General features: G+C 62.0%; 22 protein-coding genes. 12 read left to right on the plus strand and 10 right to left on the minus strand.

The annotated features are described in order from the left end of the window. Positions 1–8: 8 nt before the first annotated feature. Positions 9–629 carry an SCO family protein gene (locus ACW9UO_RS11380; RefSeq protein ID WP_457085924.1) on the plus strand — a complete coding sequence of 207 codons (621 nt, stop codon included), beginning with the start codon at positions 9–11 and terminating at the stop codon, positions 627–629. A gap of 230 nt (positions 630–859) precedes the next feature. After that, on the plus strand, positions 860–1,369 hold the full coding sequence (locus ACW9UO_RS11385; RefSeq protein WP_457088641.1) for an ActR/PrrA/RegA family redox response regulator transcription factor: 510 nt from the start codon (positions 860–862) through the stop codon (positions 1,367–1,369). On the opposite strand, the gene ACW9UO_RS11390 is transcribed toward ACW9UO_RS11385, so the two are convergent. Both ACW9UO_RS11390 and ACW9UO_RS11395 read right to left on the minus strand, forming a co-directional pair. Continuing rightward, positions 1,370–1,864: a GNAT family N-acetyltransferase gene (locus ACW9UO_RS11390; RefSeq protein WP_457085925.1), complete on the minus strand. Its 495-nt coding sequence runs from the start codon at positions 1,862–1,864 to the stop codon at positions 1,370–1,372. Beyond that, positions 1,861–2,457: an HD domain-containing protein gene (locus ACW9UO_RS11395; RefSeq protein WP_457085926.1), complete on the minus strand. Its 597-nt coding sequence runs from the start codon at positions 2,455–2,457 to the stop codon at positions 1,861–1,863. The genes ACW9UO_RS11390 and ACW9UO_RS11395 overlap by 4 nt, the downstream gene beginning before the upstream one ends. 200 nt (positions 2,458–2,657) lie before the next feature. Here ACW9UO_RS11395 and ACW9UO_RS11400 point away from each other — a divergent pair, with 200 nt between their 5' ends. From ACW9UO_RS11400 to ACW9UO_RS11410, 3 genes are all read left to right on the plus strand, one after another. Next, entirely contained in the window at positions 2,658–2,963 is a 306-nt protein-coding gene (locus tag ACW9UO_RS11400; protein WP_457085927.1) for a hypothetical protein, read from the plus strand. 74 nt (positions 2,964–3,037) lie between these two features. Next, positions 3,038–4,426 carry an adenosylhomocysteinase gene (gene ahcY, locus ACW9UO_RS11405; RefSeq protein ID WP_457085928.1) on the plus strand — a complete coding sequence of 463 codons (1,389 nt, stop codon included), beginning with the start codon at positions 3,038–3,040 and terminating at the stop codon, positions 4,424–4,426. Positions 4,427–4,665: 239 nt separating this feature from the next. Next, positions 4,666–5,007 carry a DUF2853 family protein gene (locus ACW9UO_RS11410; RefSeq protein ID WP_457085929.1) on the plus strand — a complete coding sequence of 114 codons (342 nt, stop codon included), beginning with the start codon at positions 4,666–4,668 and terminating at the stop codon, positions 5,005–5,007. Positions 5,008–5,399: 392 nt separating this feature from the next. On the opposite strand, the gene ACW9UO_RS11415 is transcribed toward ACW9UO_RS11410, so the two are convergent. The 5 genes from ACW9UO_RS11415 to tsaD all read right to left on the minus strand — a co-directional run bounded on the left by ACW9UO_RS11415 (position 5,400) and on the right by tsaD (position 8,632). Continuing rightward, positions 5,400–5,795 (minus strand): DUF1761 domain-containing protein, encoded by a 396-nt coding sequence (locus ACW9UO_RS11415; protein WP_457085930.1) that lies wholly within the window; start codon positions 5,793–5,795, stop codon positions 5,400–5,402. 96 nt (positions 5,796–5,891) lie between these two features. Next, entirely contained in the window at positions 5,892–6,305 is a 414-nt protein-coding gene (locus tag ACW9UO_RS11420) for an EVE domain-containing protein (protein WP_457088642.1), read from the minus strand. Then, positions 6,305–6,574 carry a YciI family protein gene (locus tag ACW9UO_RS11425; RefSeq protein ID WP_457085931.1) on the minus strand — a complete coding sequence of 90 codons (270 nt, stop codon included), beginning with the start codon at positions 6,572–6,574 and terminating at the stop codon, positions 6,305–6,307. The genes ACW9UO_RS11420 and ACW9UO_RS11425 overlap by 1 nt, the downstream gene beginning before the upstream one ends. Before the next feature lies 1 nt (position 6,575). Next, complete coding sequence (locus tag ACW9UO_RS11430; RefSeq protein ID WP_457085932.1) at positions 6,576–7,541, minus strand: NAD(P)H-dependent glycerol-3-phosphate dehydrogenase; 966 nt, start codon at positions 7,539–7,541, stop codon at positions 6,576–6,578. Beyond that, a complete protein-coding gene (tsaD, locus tag ACW9UO_RS11435) occupies positions 7,538–8,632 on the minus strand; it encodes a tRNA (adenosine(37)-N6)-threonylcarbamoyltransferase complex transferase subunit TsaD (RefSeq protein WP_457085933.1) in 1,095 nt (364 codons plus the stop codon). Before tsaD ends, ACW9UO_RS11430 begins: the two co-directional genes overlap by 4 nt. An 85-nt stretch (positions 8,633–8,717) precedes the next feature. Here tsaD and ACW9UO_RS11440 point away from each other — a divergent pair, with 85 nt between their 5' ends. From ACW9UO_RS11440 to ACW9UO_RS11450, 3 genes are read left to right on the plus strand one after another with little or no spacing between them, the layout of a single operon-like run. Continuing rightward, positions 8,718–9,446: a uroporphyrinogen-III synthase gene (locus ACW9UO_RS11440; protein ID WP_457085934.1), complete on the plus strand. Its 729-nt coding sequence runs from the start codon at positions 8,718–8,720 to the stop codon at positions 9,444–9,446. A 49-nt stretch (positions 9,447–9,495) separates the two neighbouring features. Continuing rightward, positions 9,496–10,932: a COG4223 family protein gene (locus ACW9UO_RS11445; RefSeq protein ID WP_457085935.1), complete on the plus strand. Its 1,437-nt coding sequence runs from the start codon at positions 9,496–9,498 to the stop codon at positions 10,930–10,932. A 10-nt stretch (positions 10,933–10,942) separates the two neighbouring features. After that, the gene (locus tag ACW9UO_RS11450) at positions 10,943–12,538 is read left to right on the plus strand and encodes a heme biosynthesis protein HemY (protein WP_457085936.1); all 1,596 of its coding nucleotides are present in this window, start codon (positions 10,943–10,945) and stop codon (positions 12,536–12,538) included. 17 nt (positions 12,539–12,555) lie between these two features. Here ACW9UO_RS11450 and ACW9UO_RS11455 read toward each other — a convergent pair whose 3' ends face one another. From ACW9UO_RS11455 to ACW9UO_RS11465, 3 genes are read right to left on the minus strand one after another with little or no spacing between them, the layout of a single operon-like run. Next, positions 12,556–13,608 carry a YeeE/YedE family protein gene (locus ACW9UO_RS11455; RefSeq protein WP_457085937.1) on the minus strand — a complete coding sequence of 351 codons (1,053 nt, stop codon included), beginning with the start codon at positions 13,606–13,608 and terminating at the stop codon, positions 12,556–12,558. Positions 13,609–13,647: 39 nt separating this feature from the next. Then, positions 13,648–14,037 (minus strand): ArsR/SmtB family transcription factor, encoded by a 390-nt coding sequence (locus ACW9UO_RS11460; RefSeq protein ID WP_457085938.1) that lies wholly within the window; start codon positions 14,035–14,037, stop codon positions 13,648–13,650. After that, the gene (locus ACW9UO_RS11465; RefSeq protein ID WP_457085939.1) at positions 14,034–14,417 is read right to left on the minus strand and encodes a thioredoxin domain-containing protein; all 384 of its coding nucleotides are present in this window, start codon (positions 14,415–14,417) and stop codon (positions 14,034–14,036) included. Before ACW9UO_RS11465 ends, ACW9UO_RS11460 begins: the two co-directional genes overlap by 4 nt. Positions 14,418–14,481: 64 nt before the next feature. Between ACW9UO_RS11465 and ACW9UO_RS11470 the strand changes: the two genes are divergently transcribed. From ACW9UO_RS11470 to soxY, 4 genes are all read left to right on the plus strand, one after another. Continuing rightward, the gene (locus tag ACW9UO_RS11470; RefSeq protein WP_457085940.1) at positions 14,482–15,222 is read left to right on the plus strand and encodes a cytochrome c biogenesis CcdA family protein; all 741 of its coding nucleotides are present in this window, start codon (positions 14,482–14,484) and stop codon (positions 15,220–15,222) included. A gap of 26 nt (positions 15,223–15,248) precedes the next feature. Beyond that, positions 15,249–15,827, plus strand: coding sequence for a thioredoxin family protein (locus ACW9UO_RS11475; RefSeq protein WP_457085941.1), 579 nt, complete (start codon positions 15,249–15,251; stop codon positions 15,825–15,827). A 137-nt stretch (positions 15,828–15,964) separates the two neighbouring features. Further along, the gene (soxX, locus tag ACW9UO_RS11480; protein WP_457085942.1) at positions 15,965–16,444 is read left to right on the plus strand and encodes a sulfur oxidation c-type cytochrome SoxX; all 480 of its coding nucleotides are present in this window, start codon (positions 15,965–15,967) and stop codon (positions 16,442–16,444) included. A gap of 30 nt (positions 16,445–16,474) precedes the next feature. Continuing rightward, positions 16,475–16,891, plus strand: a complete 417-nt coding sequence (gene soxY / locus ACW9UO_RS11485) for a thiosulfate oxidation carrier protein SoxY (RefSeq protein ID WP_457088643.1) — start codon at positions 16,475–16,477, stop codon at positions 16,889–16,891. Positions 16,892–16,894 lie beyond the last annotated feature (3 nt).

The following is a 16,894-nucleotide window of genomic DNA, read 5'->3' on the forward strand; positions in this document are numbered from 1 at the left end:
AACGTCTCATGGTCCGTACTGTCGCCGCTCTTGCCTCTGTTGCCGTCGTCGCGCTTTTGGGCGGGGCGTGGTATGTCTCGCAGCCCTCGAACGACGATCCCTTTGCCCAGTGCCGCACCACTGCGGTGGCGGGCGGCACCGACACGATTGGCGGACCGTTCACATTGGTCAATGGCGCGGGCGAAACGGTGACAGACACCGATGTGATCACAGAGCCGACGATTGTCTATTTCGGCTATACCTTTTGCCCGGATGTCTGCCCGCTCGATTTCGCGCGCAATTCGCAAGCGGTCGATCTTTTGGCGAAACAGGGCCACAGCGCCACGCCAGTGTTCATCACGGTTGATCCGGCGCGCGACACCCCCGATGTGGTGCGCGATTTCGCCTTTAACAACCATGAAAAGGGCATCGGGCTGACCGGCACCGAAGAGCAGGTCAAGGCCGCCAGCCGCGCCTATCGCACCTATTACAAGGCGCATGAGGCCGAAGACGGCTATTACCTCGTCGACCATTCAACCTTTTCCTACCTCGTGCTGCCCGAGGTCGGATTTGTCGAATATTACCGCCGCGACATCCGCCCCGAACAGATGGCCACCAGCGCCGCCTGCTTCATCGAGGCCGCCAGCTAGGCCCCGGCCAGGCCCCAGTCCGGCTCCAGTGCGGGCGGTGTGATCACATTTCAGAGCCTCAAATCCCCGATTTGCGCAAAGATTTCACCGAATGCAGCACAGGGGCCCCATGGCCGTTTGACACCATGCGACCGGTCTGGGAATAATCGCCGCAATGCGAGGGGACGCATTTGAGGAGAACCGACTTGGCCGAAAACACTTTTCCGGATCTGGGTGACGACAAGACGCTCATGCTGGTCGATGATGACGAACCGTTTCTGAAGCGTCTCGCCAAGGCGATGGACAAGCGCGGTTTTGAAGTCGAAACAGCCGGGTCCGTGGCCGCAGGCAAGGCCATCGCCACCGCGCGGCCCCCGGCCTATGCCGTGGTTGACCTGAGGCTTGAGGATGGCAACGGGCTCGACGTGGTCGAAGTGCTACGTGAAAAGCGCCCCGACAGTCGCATTGTGGTGCTGACCGGCTATGGCGCGATTGCCACGGCGGTGGCTGCGGTCAAGATCGGGGCGACAGATTACCTCTCGAAACCCGCCGATGCCACCGACATCACCAATGCGCTTCTGGCCAAGGGCGAAGACCTGCCCCCGCCGCCGGAAAACCCGATGAGCGCGGATCGCGTGCGGTGGGAGCATATCCAGCGGGTCTATGAGCTGTGTGATCGCAACGTGTCGGAAACCGCGCGGCGGCTTAACATGCACCGCCGCACCCTACAGCGCATCTTGGCGAAACGCTCGCCGCGCTGATCACTGCAAATCGAAGCGTTTGCTGATCGTGCCGGTCTTTTGGCCGTTCGAAAGGCGCGCTTCGGGGTCGCTTCTGTAGGTCTCGAACCCCTGCGACTGGTAATAGGTCAAACCGCTTTCGTTGTCGGCGCGGATGGTGGCATCAATCCATTCATACCCCATCGCGCCCGCGGCCTGACGGGTGGCGGCAAACAGTTTGCTGCCCACACCCAGCCCGGTCTGGCCAACCCGCACAAAGCTGGCAATCTGCGCCACTTCGGGGCCAAAGCCGGGGCAGGGCTGAAGCCACTGAAACCCCAGCAAGGTGCCCTCATCGTCCCGCGCCACTTGGCCAAGCCCGCGCGTCCCGGCGGCGCTCATCCAGCCGCGAATATCGTCGCCACTCAGCGGCTCGACATAGGCGGTGGTGCCGCCGATCTCGATGACTTCATTCAACAAATCCGCCATTTCCCGCGCATCGGCGGGGCAGGCGCGCGAGATGAACACCCGGCTCATAGCGCGGCCAACAAATGCAGGTGGCGGGCGGTGAAATCATCACGCACCTCGCGCGGGGGCCGCAGCGCAATCGACAACCCCTCGATCAGTGCCCTGTCAGGCTTGCCAAAAAAGCCATCGGCCTCTTTCTCGGTGAACCCGGCAATCTGCGTCGCTTCCATCCAGGCGCTGATGCGGTCGGCCTTCTTGATCTGCTTCTTCACCGTCACCGGCAAAGCGGCCGGCAGCCCAAACCGGATGTGAATCGCCGCCGCCAGCCTGTCATCCAGCACGCCATAGCTCGCCCCCACCGCCGCTTTGACCGGCGAAATCATATCCCCGATTACATATTCCGGCGCATCGTGCAGCAGCGCGGCCAATTGCCAGCGCACCGGTGCCTTGGGCTGCATCCGCGTAAACAACGCCTCAACCAACAGCGAATGCTCGGCCACCGAATAGGCAAAATCGCCCCGCGTCTGGCCATTCCAGCGCGCAACAAAGGCCAGCCCGTGGGCGATGTCCTCGATCTCGATGTCCATCGGCGTCGGGTCCAGCAGGTCAAGCCTGCGTCCAGACAGCATCCTTTGCCAGGCGCGCGGGGGTTTGGGGGGCATCATCTCTCTCCGGTCTAACCCTGTTGCTAACCGCTCTCCAAAGCGCCTGCAAACGCAATTGCACGCGCTCTGCACGGGATTGTGCCCAATGTTTCATGGAACCAAACCGCGCCCATAGCCATTTAGTCTGTATATCAAACAGTCAAACCACGGGGCCCAAGTGCCTGGCGCATGAGGCCCCTCCAGTCAGGAGAGACCCCATGTTCAAGCGCACCCTCGCCGCCACCCTCATCTTCGGAGCCGCCGCTTTGGCCCCTCCGGTCCTCGCCCAATCCTCCGCCTGTTTGCCGCGTGACAAGCTGGTGGATTCCCTGTCCGACAAGTTCTCCGAATCCCTCGCCGGGGGCGGTCTGCAAAGCGCCGAGCAGCTGATCGAAATCTGGCGCTCCGAGGCCTCTGGCAGCTTTACCATCATCATGACCCGCCCCGACGGCCTCAGTTGCGTGGTTGCCACCGGCGAACACTGGCAAGACGCCGCTGTCGTTCCCGCTGGCGTGACCGGCTGACGCCTCTGGTGTTGCCCGACCGCAGGCCGGGTGTTATCTGCCGTCCAAACGCTTTTGCCGCAAGGACCGCAGACATGACCAGTGACTATGTAGTAAAGGATATTTCGCTCGCCGATTTCGGCCGCAAAGAGCTTGATATCGCCGAGACCGAAATGCCGGGCCTGATGGCGCTGCGCGAAGAATACGGCGAGGCCAAACCACTGGCCGGAGCTCGTATCGTCGGCTCGCTGCACATGACGATCCAGACCGCCGTTCTGATCGAAACCCTCACCGCGCTGGGCGCGGATGTGCGCTGGGCCTCCTGCAACATCTTCTCGACCCAAGACCACGCCGCCGCCGCAATCGCTGCCGCAGGTGTGCCGGTCTTCGCAATCAAAGGCCAATCGCTCGAAGAGCATTGGGACTACCTCGACAAATCCTTCGCCTTCCCCGAAGGCGCGAACCTGATCCTCGACGATGGTGGCGACGCCACATTGTACGTGTTGCTCGGGGCCCGTGCCGAAGCGGGCGAAGACATCCTCGCCGTGCCGGAATCCGAAGAAGAAGCGGTGATCAAGGCGCAGATCGCCAAGCGCATGGCGGAAACCCCCGGCTGGTTCACCAAGACCCGCGACGCGATCAAAGGCGTCTCCGAGGAAACCACCACCGGCGTCCACCGCCTCTATGATCTGCACAAAAAGGGCCAGCTGCCCTTCCCGGCGATCAACGTCAACGACAGCGTGACCAAGTCGAAGTTCGACAACAAATACGGCTGCAAAGAAAGCCTCGTCGACGGTATCCGCCGCGCCACCGACACCATGATGGCCGGCAAGGTCGCCGTGGTCTGTGGTTATGGCGACGTTGGCAAAGGCTCCGCGGCCTCGCTGCGCGGCGCCGGTGCCCGTGTCAAAGTCACCGAAGTTGACCCGATCTGCGCCCTGCAAGCGGCGATGGACGGCTTTGAAGTGGTTGTTCTCGAAGATGTGGTCGACAGCGCCGATATCTTTATCACCACCACCGGCAACAAAGACGTGATCCGCATCGAACATATGCGCGCGATGAAGAACATGGCGATTGTCGGGAACATCGGCCACTTCGACAACGAGATCCAAGTGGCCAACCTGAAAAACCACAAGTGGACCAACATCAAGGAACAGGTCGACATGATCGAAATGCCCTCGGGCAACAAGATCATCCTGCTTTCTGAGGGCCGCCTGCTCAACCTTGGCAACGCCACCGGCCACCCCAGCTTTGTGATGTCCGCCTCCTTCACCAACCAGGTGCTCGCCCAAATCGAGCTTTGGACCCGTGGCGAAAACTACGACAATCAGGTCTACATCCTGCCCAAGCACCTCGATGAAAAGGTCGCCCGCCTGCACCTTGCCAAAATCGGTGCCAAGCTGACGACCCTTGGCGCGGATCAGGCCGCCTATATCGGTGTTGCGCCGGAAGGCCCGTTCAAACCCGAGCACTACCGCTACTGATCTCTCCGCCGCGTTCTGGGCCCAGCGCCCCGGACGCGGCGCACACCTCAAATACACGCTCTAATTGAAGCACCTCCAGCCTGCACAAGTGTATCATATTTCACGCAGGCCACCCGCCTCTATGCGCTGCGGGGAAAATCCACGCCAGATTTACCGTTGTCACCGAAAAGCCAGCCAGTAAGGTTGCTCTTGTCTGTAGAATTGGCCCGGCGAAACGGGCTGAACGAGGGGAGACGAACATGGGTAAACGCGACGATTTGATTGAGCGTTACGCGGAAGATCTGCGCAGCAAATGCGGCACCGAGCCGGACATGGACCTGCTGCGCAAAGTGACCATCGGCTGTGGACCGGCGATTTACAACGCCGATGCCTCAACAGTGGCCGGGTCGCAAACCAGCGAGCTTGAGACCATCGAAAAGAACTTTCTGGTGAAAAAGCTCGGCCTGTCCGAAGGCCCCGAGCTGATGGGCGGCATCCAGAAAGCCATCGAAACCTATGGCCGCTCCGAGCGCAACAAATACCGCGCCGTGGTCTATTATCTGCTGACCAAACACTTCGGCAAAGAATCAGTCTACGGCTGAAAACCCGCCCAACTGCTGCTGTTCACGAGGCGTTCCACACCGGGACGCCTCTTTTTTTGTGCTCTGGGGATAAATCTGAAAAACCATTGTTTTGGTTGATAAATTGTAACCAGGCGCGGGGATCGTTGATAATAACCGCAAACAACCAATAGTGGAAAAAGTGTTAATTCGTTTTTTACTAAGCCGGATAGACTTATTAACAGTATAGCGACAAACCAATGTTGTTGCCGATAGGCGCGCGCCCCATTTTAGGGTAGGTATATTACACCCCGACCGAAGCGGTTGGGACAAGGTTTAAGCGACACGAAGGATGTGTGGGAGCATCTGGGGTGAGAGGGGGCTCTGGCTGCAACGCAGTCGGGGCCCCAACGCTTTTTGGCCCCCCGAACCCTTCACACCAGCGTCAAAACCAGCCCCATCACCGCACAGGCCAGCGTGGCATATCCGCCATCAATCAGCGAAAGCTTGAACGGACGCCCGCCATACAGATTGTTGATCACAATCCACGGGCTGATGAAAAACAGCCCAATCCCCAGCCCGGCCACCACGCCCTTGCCAATCGAGTCTACCCCCGACAGCGCAAAGGTGTGCCGCATCATCCCCGCAACCAGAAGCTGCATCACAAAGGTCGCGGCAAAGATCATCGGATCCTGCCCGCCCTTGGGCTTGCCGTCCGCATCCCGTTCGATCCCGGCGGCCTCCATCCAAGGCTCGGCCAATTTCATATACCAGACCGCGCCCAGCCCAAAGCTGACGGCGGCGGCGATGATAACAATGACAAATCCCATGTGCGCGCTCCTGTGATCACATCCCGGTCACAGGAAGCTTAGCGCAGGAAATCCGATCCGGGCAAAATTTCGCGGCTCAAACAGCACTACGCCGGGTCAAAGCCCGCCCAACCCGCAAATATGCTGCCATTCCGCCTCAGTCACCGGTTGCACCGACAGCCGCGAGTTCTTGACCAGCACCATATCGGCCAGATCGGGATCGCTCTTGATATGATCAATGCTCACTGCACGCGGCAGACCCTCAACAGCGCGAATATCGACGCACTCCCAGCGGTCATCGTCGGTCGAGCTGTCGGGATGGGCCTCGGCGCACACCTCGACAATCCCGACAATCTCGCGGTCTTTCTGCGAGTGATAGAAAAACCCGCGGTCGCCCACCTGCATCTCGCGCATGAAGTTGCGCGCCTGATAATTGCGCACGCCGTCCCATTCCTCGCCCACGTCGCCCTTGGCCACCTGATCGGCCCAAGACCACGTCGACGGCTCGGATTTGAACAGCCAATAGCGCATCAGCCGATGACCTTTTTCCACTCGGTCAGCTCAACACTTTCGAACAGCCCGGCCTTGGCATAGGGGTCGCTTTCCGCCCAGGCCTTGGCCGCCGCCATATCCGCCACGTCCAAAATCACCAGCGATCCGGCCATCTCACCGCCAACAATCAGCGGCCCGGCCTGCGCCACAACGCCGGTGGCGTCGATATAGGCCAGATGCGCGTCGCGGTTGTCTTTTCGGGTCTGGAGCGCGCCGTCTTTGTCGCGGGCCATCAGGGCAATCAGCATGTCATTCTTCCTTTAAGGGTCGCGCCAGAAGCTGGTCCATCGCGGCCCCAACGTCAAGCTTGCCTGCGATCACCGCCGCCACCGCTTTGGTCACCGGCATATCAACGCCCAGCCGCGCCGCCACCGACAGCATCGCCTGCGCCGTCGCAGCCCCTTCAACCGTGGTGGCGCTGTCAAAGCTTTCGCCGCTGCCCAGCGCCTGCCCATAGCGATAATTGCGCGACTGCGCCGAGGTGCAGGTCAGCGTCAGATCGCCAAACCCCGACAGCCCCGCCAGTGTCTCGGGCCGCGCGCCCAGCGCCTTGGCAATCCGGGTCATCTCGGCAAACCCACGGGTCAACAGCGCCGCCCGCGCCGACTCGCCCAAGCCCGCGCCAATCACCACGCCACAGCCAATCGCCACCACGTTTTTCAACCCGCCGCCCAGCTCGGCCCCGGTCACATCCGTGGTGCGATACAGCCGCAGGTTCGGCGTGGTCAGCTCCCCCTGCAACGCCTCGCCGCGCGCAGCATCACCGCAAGCCAGCGTCAGCGCCGTCGGCAGGCCCCGCGCAATATCAGCGGCAAAGCTCGGCCCAGTCAGAATAGCCGCCTGCGCCTCGGGCAGCACCCGATTGATCAGGCTGACAGGCCCCTCGCCGGTGGCCACGGAATACCCCTTGCAGCAGGCCACCAAAGTCTTGCCGCGCAAGGTCTCGGCATTTTCGGTCAGCAGGCGCTCCAATTGCTGCATCGGCACCGACAGCAGCAGCACCTCAGGCGCAGAAGCAGCGGCAAAATCCCCGGTCGCCGTCAGGCTCTCGGGAAACGCCGCCCCCGGCAACCGCCGCGCATTTTCGCGCGCGTCCTGCATCGTTGCCATCGCCGCGCCGTCGCGGCCCCACAGCGTCACCGCCTGTCCGGCATTGGCCAGCGAAATCGCCAGCGACGTGCCAAACGCCCCGGCTCCGATCACGCCTACGCTCATGCTTTCGCTCCCTTTTTGCCGCTGCCCAGCATCGGGGCCGCCGATTGATCCAGCGGCCAGCGGGGCCGCGCCGACAGGCTCATGTCGTCGATCAGCCCCAAAGCCATCCGCTCCAGCCCGGCATAGGCAATCATCGCCGCATTATCGGTGCACAGCGCCAAGGGCGGCGCCGTAAACGCCACGCCCTCAACCGCGCAAACCGTCTCAAGCCGCGCGCGGATCGCATTATTCGCCGCAACCCCACCGGCCACCGCCAGCATCGGCACCGCCGGTTCCTCGGCCAGGTAAATCTCCAACGCCCGCCGGGTCTTTTCCCCCAGCACATCAACCACCGCCGCCTGAAACCCGGCGCACATATCCGCACGGTCCTGCCGTGTCAGCCCGCCTTTCTGCGCAATCACCCCGTCACGGGTGCGCAACAACGCGGTCTTCAGCCCGGAAAACGACATGTCGCACCCCGGCCGATCCAACAGCGGACGCGGAAAGGCAAACCCCTTGGCATTGCCCTGCAACGCCTCCCGCTCCACCGATGGCCCGCCCGGCTGCGGCAGGCCCAACAGCCGCGCAGTCTTGTCAAACGCCTCGCCGGGGGCATCGTCGATGGTGCCGCCCAACCGGCTAAAATCCTCGGTGCCGCGCACGATCAGAAACTGGCAATGCCCGCCCGACACCAGCAACATCAGATAAGGAAACGCCGCCCCATCCGTCAGCCGCGGCGTCAGCGCATGGCCCGCCAGATGATTGACCCCGACCAAAGGCAACCCGGTTCCCGCGGCAATCCCCTTGGCGCACATCACGCCCGACACCACGCCGCCAATCAGCCCCGGCCCGGCCGTCACGGCAATCCCGTCCAGCGCATCCAGCCCCAGCCCGGCCTGCTCCAACGCCGCCATGACGCAAATATCCAGCCGTTCCGCATGCGCGCGTGCCGCAATTTCAGGCACAACGCCGCCAAATGCACTGTGCAGCCCGGTTTGCCCTTCGACAATCGAGGCCAAAACCTCGGCTTTGCCGGGCACGCCACGCACAATCGCCGCGGCGGTATCGTCGCAGCTGCTCTCAAGTCCAAGAAGGGTCAGCGGTGTTGTCATGAAAAACCAATGGGGTGTTTCGTTGCACAGTTGGTGCAGGGCAGGTAACACTTGCCACCATCGCAAACAATCCCGAGCCGCACCGATGCGCCACGACACGCCAGCGCTGCTTCTGACCCGGCCCCGCGCCGATTCAGCCGCATTTCTGGCCGATCTGAGCGCCGAGGTCGCGCTTGGCCCCGTGGTGATTTCCCCTGTTCTCTATATTCGCCCCACCGGGTTGCGCCCGGATATGACGGGTATGACGGCGGTGATCTTCACCTCGACCAATGGCGTCGCGGCTTACAAAGGCCCCCGCGCCCTACCGGCCTATTGTGTGGGCCGCAAAACCACCGAGGCCGCAAATGCCGCGGGATTTCAGGCAGTTATGGCCGGCGAAACCGCCGAGGCCCTGATCGACACCCAGACAAAGACCCCGCTTAAGGGGCCGGTGATCCACCTGCGCGGCGCCCATACCCGTGGCAATATCGCCGCCCGGCTCACCGAAGCCGGAGTCGCGATCACGCAAGCGGTGCTTTATGATCAGCAGCCGATGGATTTGACCATTCAGGCCCGCGCCTTACTTGACGAGGGACGGCCCGTGATCCTTCCTGTGTTTTCCCCCCGCAGCGCCGATATTCTGGCGCAACAGGGGATAGGCAAGGCCCCGCTTTGGGTTGTCGCGCTAAGCCAGGCCGTCGCGGATCGGGCGGCTGACTTGGCACCTGACCGGCTGATTGTCGCAAAGCGGCCGGATCGTATTTCAATGTGCGCTGCGGTTGCGGCGCTCTACCGCAACGGAACCCCGCTTGAGGGGGCCATTGCAGTACCATAAGGTAACGATGTTGCGTCGCAGCAGTAAGATTCGGAAAGGGTGTTCTCTGGTGTCCAATAAAAACGATCCCAAGTCGAAACAGACAGAAGACGAAAATGCGTTGGAGGACCGGTTAAAACAGGTCGAGGCGCCCGAGAATCCCAATCCGGCCAAGGCGGGCAGCGAGATTGAGGATGCCGAGGTGCTGGGGGATCCGACCGATACCCCAGAAACCGATACGCCCGAGGCTGATACGCTAGGCTCCGATACCCCGGACGACGATACCCCGGACGCAGACACGCTCGCGGCCTCGGAGGACAGCGCGCCTTGGGGCACCGGCGGCACCGATGACAGCGATACGCTGGCCTCGGCCGACACGCTCAGCGGCGAAACCCTGTCCGACGACGACAGCAGCAGCCGCAATAACGACCACTCCACACTGGTCACCACGCCTCCCCCGGTCAAAGAAACCGTGGTCGAGCGCAAAGGCGGCTTCGTCCCGATGGTTCTGGGCGGCATCGTTGCCGCCGGGCTGGGCTATGGTGCCGCCTATTACATGACCCTCGACGACAGTTTCGAGTCCGAAACCCGCAGCTCCCTGCAAGCGCAATCCGACAAGATCGGCGCGGTCGAGGGCCAGGTCTCCACCCTCTCGGAGGACATCTCTACCCGGATCGACGGCGTCTCCACCGAAATCGCCGGCACCCGCGACGCCCTCACCCAAGCCGAAACGAGCATCGGCGCGCTGGACGAACGGCTCACCAACGCCGAGGCGCTGCGCGATGACCTTGGCGCGCTGGAAACCCGGCTGACCGAACTGGCGAAAAAGCCGATTGCCGACACCGTATCGCGCGAAGCCATTGCGGCCTACGAATCGGAACTCGAACGCCTCCGCGGCTCGATGGAAGAGCAGCGCAAAGCGATTGAAGACACGATTGCCGCCGAAAAGGCCAAGATCGAACAGATCGCGCAAGACGCAACCCAGATGGAAGAGCGCGCCTTGGAAGAGGGCCGGCTTGCCGCCGCGCGCTCTGCGATGACGCGGGTGATTTCGGCGCTCGACAGCGGCGACCCGTATGCAGAGGCGCTGGCCGACCTGGCCAAAACCATCGACGACCCGCTTGAGGCGCTGCAAGCCTCGGCTGCTGAGGGCGTTGTCACCCAGTCCGAACTGCGCGAAACGTTCCCCGATGCGGCCCGCGCCGCGCTGCGGGCCTCGCGCACCGCCGCGAGCGACACAGACGGCAGCGGTGGCATCGGCGGCGTGTTGGAAAAAATGTTCGAGGTGCGCTCGGTCGCGCCCCGCGACGGGGCCGATACGGACGCGATCCTGTCGCGCGCCGAGGCCGCTGTGCGCAATGGCAACATTCGCACCGCATTGGAAGAAATTGCCGCTCTGCCGGATGAGGCAAAAGAACCGCTGGCCCAATGGGTTGCGGATGCCGAAACCCGGATTGCAGCGCTGGAAGAAGCGAACGCCGTGGCGGCGCGCCTGAACCAGGGATAAGGACGAAAATATGCTTTGGTCACTTTTGAAAATTCTCGTCTTTGTCGCGATTGTCGCTGCAATCTCCTGGGGGGCCGGTTGGCTGCTCGAATATGATGGCGCCGGTCTGCGCGTCACCTTCAACGGTCAGGAATTCTCGTTCTCCGCGATTCAGGCCGTGATGGCGCTGGCCGCGCTTTTGGTTGCCCTTTGGGTGCTGCTGAAAGTGGTGTCGTTCCTCTTTGCCCTGCTGCGCTTTATCAACGGCGATGAAACCGCGATCTCGCGGTATTTCGACCGCAACCGTGAACGCAAAGGCTTTAACGCCCTCAGCGACGGCATGATGGCGCTGGCCTCGGGCGAGGGCAAATTGGCGATGGCCAAGGCCGCCAAAGCCGAGCGTTACCTGCACAAACCCGACCTCACCAATCTTCTCACGGCGCAAGCTGCGGAAATGGCGGGCGACCGGGCCAAGGCCGAAGCGACCTATAAAAAGCTCGTCGCCAATGAAAGCACCCGCTTTGTCGGCGTGCGCGGCGTGATGAAGCAACGGCTTGCCGAGGGCGACACCGACACCGCGCTCAAACTGGCCGAACGCGCCTTTGCGATCAAGCCGCGCCACGAAGAGGTGCAGGACATCCTGCTCAAGCTTCAGGCCGAGCATGGCGACTGGAAAGGCGCGCGCAAAACCCTGAACGCCAAGCTCAAGCACGGCTCTTTGCCGCGCGATGTGCACCGCCGCCGCGATGCGGTTCTGGCCCTGTCCGAGGCCCGCGCCGTGGCCGACGAAGACAGCACAATAGAGCAACGCGAAGCCGCGATTGAGGCCAACCGCCTGTCGCCCGAGTTGATCCCCGCCGCCGTGATGGCCGCGCGCGGCTATATCGAGCAGGGCAAACCCAAATACGCCGTGCGGGTGATCAAGAAGTCGTGGGAGGCGCAGCCGCACCCCGATCTTGCCGCCACCTTTGCGGCGATCGAGCCGAACGAAACCCCCGAGCAGCGCCTCAAACGCTTCCAGCCGCTGATCCGCATGAAGCCGGACCACCGCGAAACCAAGCTGTTGCAGGCCGAGCTCAACATCGCGGACGAAAACTTTCCCAACGCCCGCCGTGCGCTGGGCGATCTGGCCGAAACCGATCCCGACACCCGCACGCTGACGGTCATGGCCGCCATCGAACGCGGCGAAGGGGCCTCGGATGCGGTTGTCAAAGGCTGGCTGGCCCGCGCCCTGACCGCGCCGCGCGGCCCGCATTGGGTTTGCGACAAGTGCTCCAACATCCAAGGCGAATGGACCGCGACCTGCACCAACTGCGGCGCGCTCGATACGCTCAGCTGGAAAACCCCGCCTGCGGACACCAGCTCATCGCACGCCGACAGCGCCATGCTGCCCCTGATCGTAGGCGCGCTTGAGGATCACTCCGGCATGAACATGGCCGATCAGGATAGCGTCATCAGCGGCAGCCGGATGAGCGGCGGCCCGACAATGGCCGACACGCTCGCAGGCCACGCCAACACTGAAGACACCACAATGGCTGGCAAAATGGCCGCAGACGCTGAACCGACGATGGCTGAGAAACTGGCCGAAGACGCGGTGATCGTCGAAGACGACAAAGCCAAGGCGTAAACCACGGCCCCGGTGGATCACTCCGCCGGGGCGAACCCCACGACCAACTGGCGCAGCCCGATATAGCCCCCGGCAAGGATGCAGGCCAAGGTGACCGGCGCGCTCCACGCCAGCAGCGACATCGCCGACAGGCCTTGCCCCACGCTGCACCCGGTCGCCACCACAGCCCCCAGCCCCATCAACACCGCCCCGCCAAGTTGGCGGCGCAATTCGCGCGGGTCGTCGCAGGCTTCCCAGCGGAAATGGCCCTTGAACATCGACCCGATGAAGGCCCCCAAAAGCACGCCGATCACCGACCCGATGCCAAAATTCAGCGTTAGCCCAGACGACAGCATGGCAAACAGGATGGTGTCGCCCAGCGGCTCGGAAAAGGTATGTGACGCCACCGGCACATCCTCCCACCCGGTGCGCGAGATCCACGACGTGCCCGCCCAGGCCACCACAATCGCCAGCCCGACAACAAAGCCCCAAAACAGCGTCTCACCCGAGTCGCGCACATGTTTCGGCAGCGCCACCAGCAGGATGATCACCAGCCCGATCAACATCCCAATCGGCGCCGCCTCGGTGCCAAACAGCCCGGCCAAACTATGCGCGATGCCGGGCACAACCGCCGCCTCCTCAACCGGAAACACCATGATCCGCAGGCTCGCCAACGGCCCAGACAGCGCCACATACGAGGCAATCCCCGTCACCAGAACAATCACAAAAGACCGCAGATCGCCGCCCCCCAGCCGCGCCAAGGCGCCAAAGCCGCAATTGCCGCTGATCGCCATGCCATAGCCAAACACCAGCCCGCCAAGGATCGAGGCCAGCGGATTCCACACCCGCGCCAGATAGATCGGCGCGCTTGCATCCAGCCACCCCAAGGCAATCAGCCCAAAGGTGCCCACAATCGACGCGCCAATCGCAATGCCCCACATCCGTAGGCGCAAGTCACTGCTCGAGTAGAAGAAATCCTCAATCGCACCCAAGGTGCAAAACCGGCCCAGCCGCGCGGCAAGGCCCAGCATCAAGCCGCTCAGCAGCCCGACAAGGGCCACCGCAACGGGTTCACCCAGCCATTCCAGCATCAGACACTCCCTCCCCGAAGTGCCGACCGGACAACAGATCTAGCGCGCAGGCGTCTCCGGTCTGCAAAACAGATCATAGACGATTTCCATGATCTGGCGCGGCCTGTCATCGGTCAGTGAGTAATAGATCGCTTTGCCGTCGCGGCGGGGTTTGACCAACCCTTCCAGCCGCAAACGCGAAAGCTGTTGTGACACGGCCGCCTGACGGGCGGCCAGCAAATCTTCCAACTCGGTCACCGATTTCTCCCCGGTGGCCAGGTGGCACAGAATCATCAACCGGCCCTCGTGGCCCAGCGCCTTGAGGAAATTCGCCGCGTTGGTGGCGTTTTCCATCATCCGTTCCAGATCATCATCACAGGTGTTTTCGTCAAACACCGGCAGGCCCGCCGACGGACGCACGTTCAATTCAGTTCCCGAAACATCAGTCATCCGGCGGTCTCCATCGTCGCGGCGGTGTCGATCAACTTGCCCAGCAAGCCCCAGAAAAAGGCTTCGCCCGGATAGCCTTCGATCCGGCCGGTTTCCTCGCCGTCGACCAACAAAACGAAGGTCGGCGTAAAGACAAGCTTGCGGTCAAAGACCATATTTTCCGGTGTCGGCTCGCGAATGTCGATGCGCGTAAGTGGCGCAGCCTCACCCTCGGCGGTCTTGGGGTAGATCGGGCCAACCTCGGCGTTCCACTTGGCGCACCAGACACAGCCGGGTTCTTCGACCATAACCAATGTCATCTCGGCACGCGCCACCGTGGCCAGCAGCATCAGCGCCGGCACAATTGCGGTAACAAATCGGGCAATGCGAAAATGTTTCATTTGATCCTGACCTGATAAACTACATAATCTGAATATGTGAATTCTACAAGTTAGGTTGTACGCGATGTTCGACATAAGCTTTGCAGGTGCGTTGATTGCGGGACTGTTGTCCTTTCTGTCGCCCTGCATCCTGCCGATCGTGCCGTTTTACCTCAGCTACCTCGGCGGGGTCAGCATGGGGCAGGTCTCGGCCAACACCGAGATCACCGGCGCCGTCCGCCTGCGCGCGGTTCTGGCCGCCACTGCCTTTGCGCTTGGGGTGATCACGGTGTTCATGGCGCTTGGCGCCACCGCCACCATTTTCGGCCAGCTGATGCGCGAGTATTTCGACATCCTGCGCTATGTCGCGGCGGGGCTTATCATCCTGATGGGTCTACATTTCCTCGGGGTGATCCGCATCGGTTTTCTCTACCGCCAGTTCCGCGCCGACGCCGGTGAAACCTCAAACATGAGCTTTCTCGGCGCTTATGTCATCGGTCTCGCCTTCGCCTTCGGCTGGACCCCCTGCGTCGGCCCGGTGCTGGCCGCTATCCTGTTCACCGCAGCGGGCCAAGACACCGCCGGCACCGGCGCGGCGCTGCTGTTTGTCTATGGCCTCGGGATGACGCTACCCTTTATCGCCGCCGCCATGTTCATCGGCCCGTTCATGCGCTTTATGGCGCGGTTCCGCCGCCACCTGCCGATGGTGGAAAAAGCGATGGGCGTGCTGCTGATCATCTTTGGCGTGCTCATCGCCACAAATACGGTAAACTACATCGCACAGTGGATGCTCGAGACCTTTCCGGTCTTCATGAACATCGGCTGATCCGGGGTCACTTTGGGGAGGATGAGATGAGATATTTTATGGCCGCCTGTGTCGCCATGCTGCTGGCGCTGCCGGTCTATGCGGTCGAACTGGGCGACGATGGCCTGCACAAAACACCGTGGCTGCGCGACACCTTCAAGGACCTGCGCGAAGACCTGGCCGAAGCCAATGACGAGGGCAAACGGCTGGTGCTGTTCTTTGAACAGCGCGGCTGTGTCTATTGCACCAAGATGCACCAAGAGGTGTTTCCGCAGCCCGAGATCACCAAGATGATCGAAGACAACTATTTCGTGGTGCAGTTGAACCTGCACAGCAACACCGAAATGACCGATTTCGACGGCGAGATTCTGAGCGAAAAGGACATGGCCCGCAAGTGGGGGATTCTCTTTACCCCGACCATTATGTTCCTGCCCGAAGCGGTCGAAGACGGCCAAACCGCCCCGCAGTCGGCGGTCGCGGTGATGCCCGGCGCCTTTGCCCCCGGCACCACACTGGACATGTTCACCTGGGTGGTGGAAAAGAGATACCTGCTTGATAACGATGAAGACTTTCAGCGATACCATGCCAGAATGATTCAGGAACGAGACAACGGGCGCACCGACTGACGACACGGGCTGACGTAAGGGCGGCGTTAATACTAATTCACAATAATGAATTTGTTGTTGCGTTCTGAGGCATCGGTGGCCTACGGTATACCACAGCTACCGGAACCAAAGACCAAGGCAGCTACCAGGGAGGAAATATGAGGGTCACGACCATTGCACTGGCAAGTGCCGTGCTGATCGCAGGCGGGGCAACCGCCGAGACAGTCGAACCAACAGCCGTCGCCTATGATGAATACGGTGCCATCTCGGCATCGCTTTCGGGTGCGGCGGGCGACGCCGAAAGCGGCGCAGTCATCATGAAGACCAAATCCAAGGGCAACTGTATTTCCTGCCACGCGGTTTCTGCGCTCGACGATGCGCCGTTCCACGGCGAGGTCGGACCAGAGCTCAACGGTGTCGGGTCGCGCTGGAACGAGGCCGAACTGCGCGGCATCGTTGCCAATGCCAAGATGACGTATGACGGCACGGTGATGCCGGCATTCTACAAGACAAGCGGATATATCCGCCCCGGCGATGCCTTTACCGGCAAAGCAGGCACAGAGCCACTGCCGCCGCTGTTGACGGCACAAGATATCGAAGATGTGGTCGCGTTTCTGATGACGCTCACCGACGAATAACAGCGACCCGAAAGACCAAGGAGAGCAATGATGGATTTTACGCGACGCGAAACGCTGGCACTTGGTGCCGGTGCCGCGCTTCTCACTGTCCTGCCGCTGCGTGCATTCGCATCGGTGGACGACATGATCAACGAATTCACCGGCGGTGCCGAACTGGGCGAGGGCGGGCTTGAACTCACAGCCCCCGAAATCGCCGAGAATGGCAACACCGTGCCGATCGAAGTATCGGCACCCGGTGCCACGTCGATTGCCGTCTATGCGGCGGGCAACCCGACACCGGCCGTGGCCACGTTCAACTTCGGCCCGCTGGCCGGGGCGCAATCGGCCTCGACCCGTATTCGCCTTGCTGGCACACAAGACGTTGTTGCCGTTGCCAAAATGGCTGACGGCAGCTTTGTGAAAGCATCCAAGACCGTGAAGGTCACCATCGGCGGCTGCGGCGGCTAACCA

It is taken from the genome of Marinovum sedimenti, from assembly GCF_054052205.1.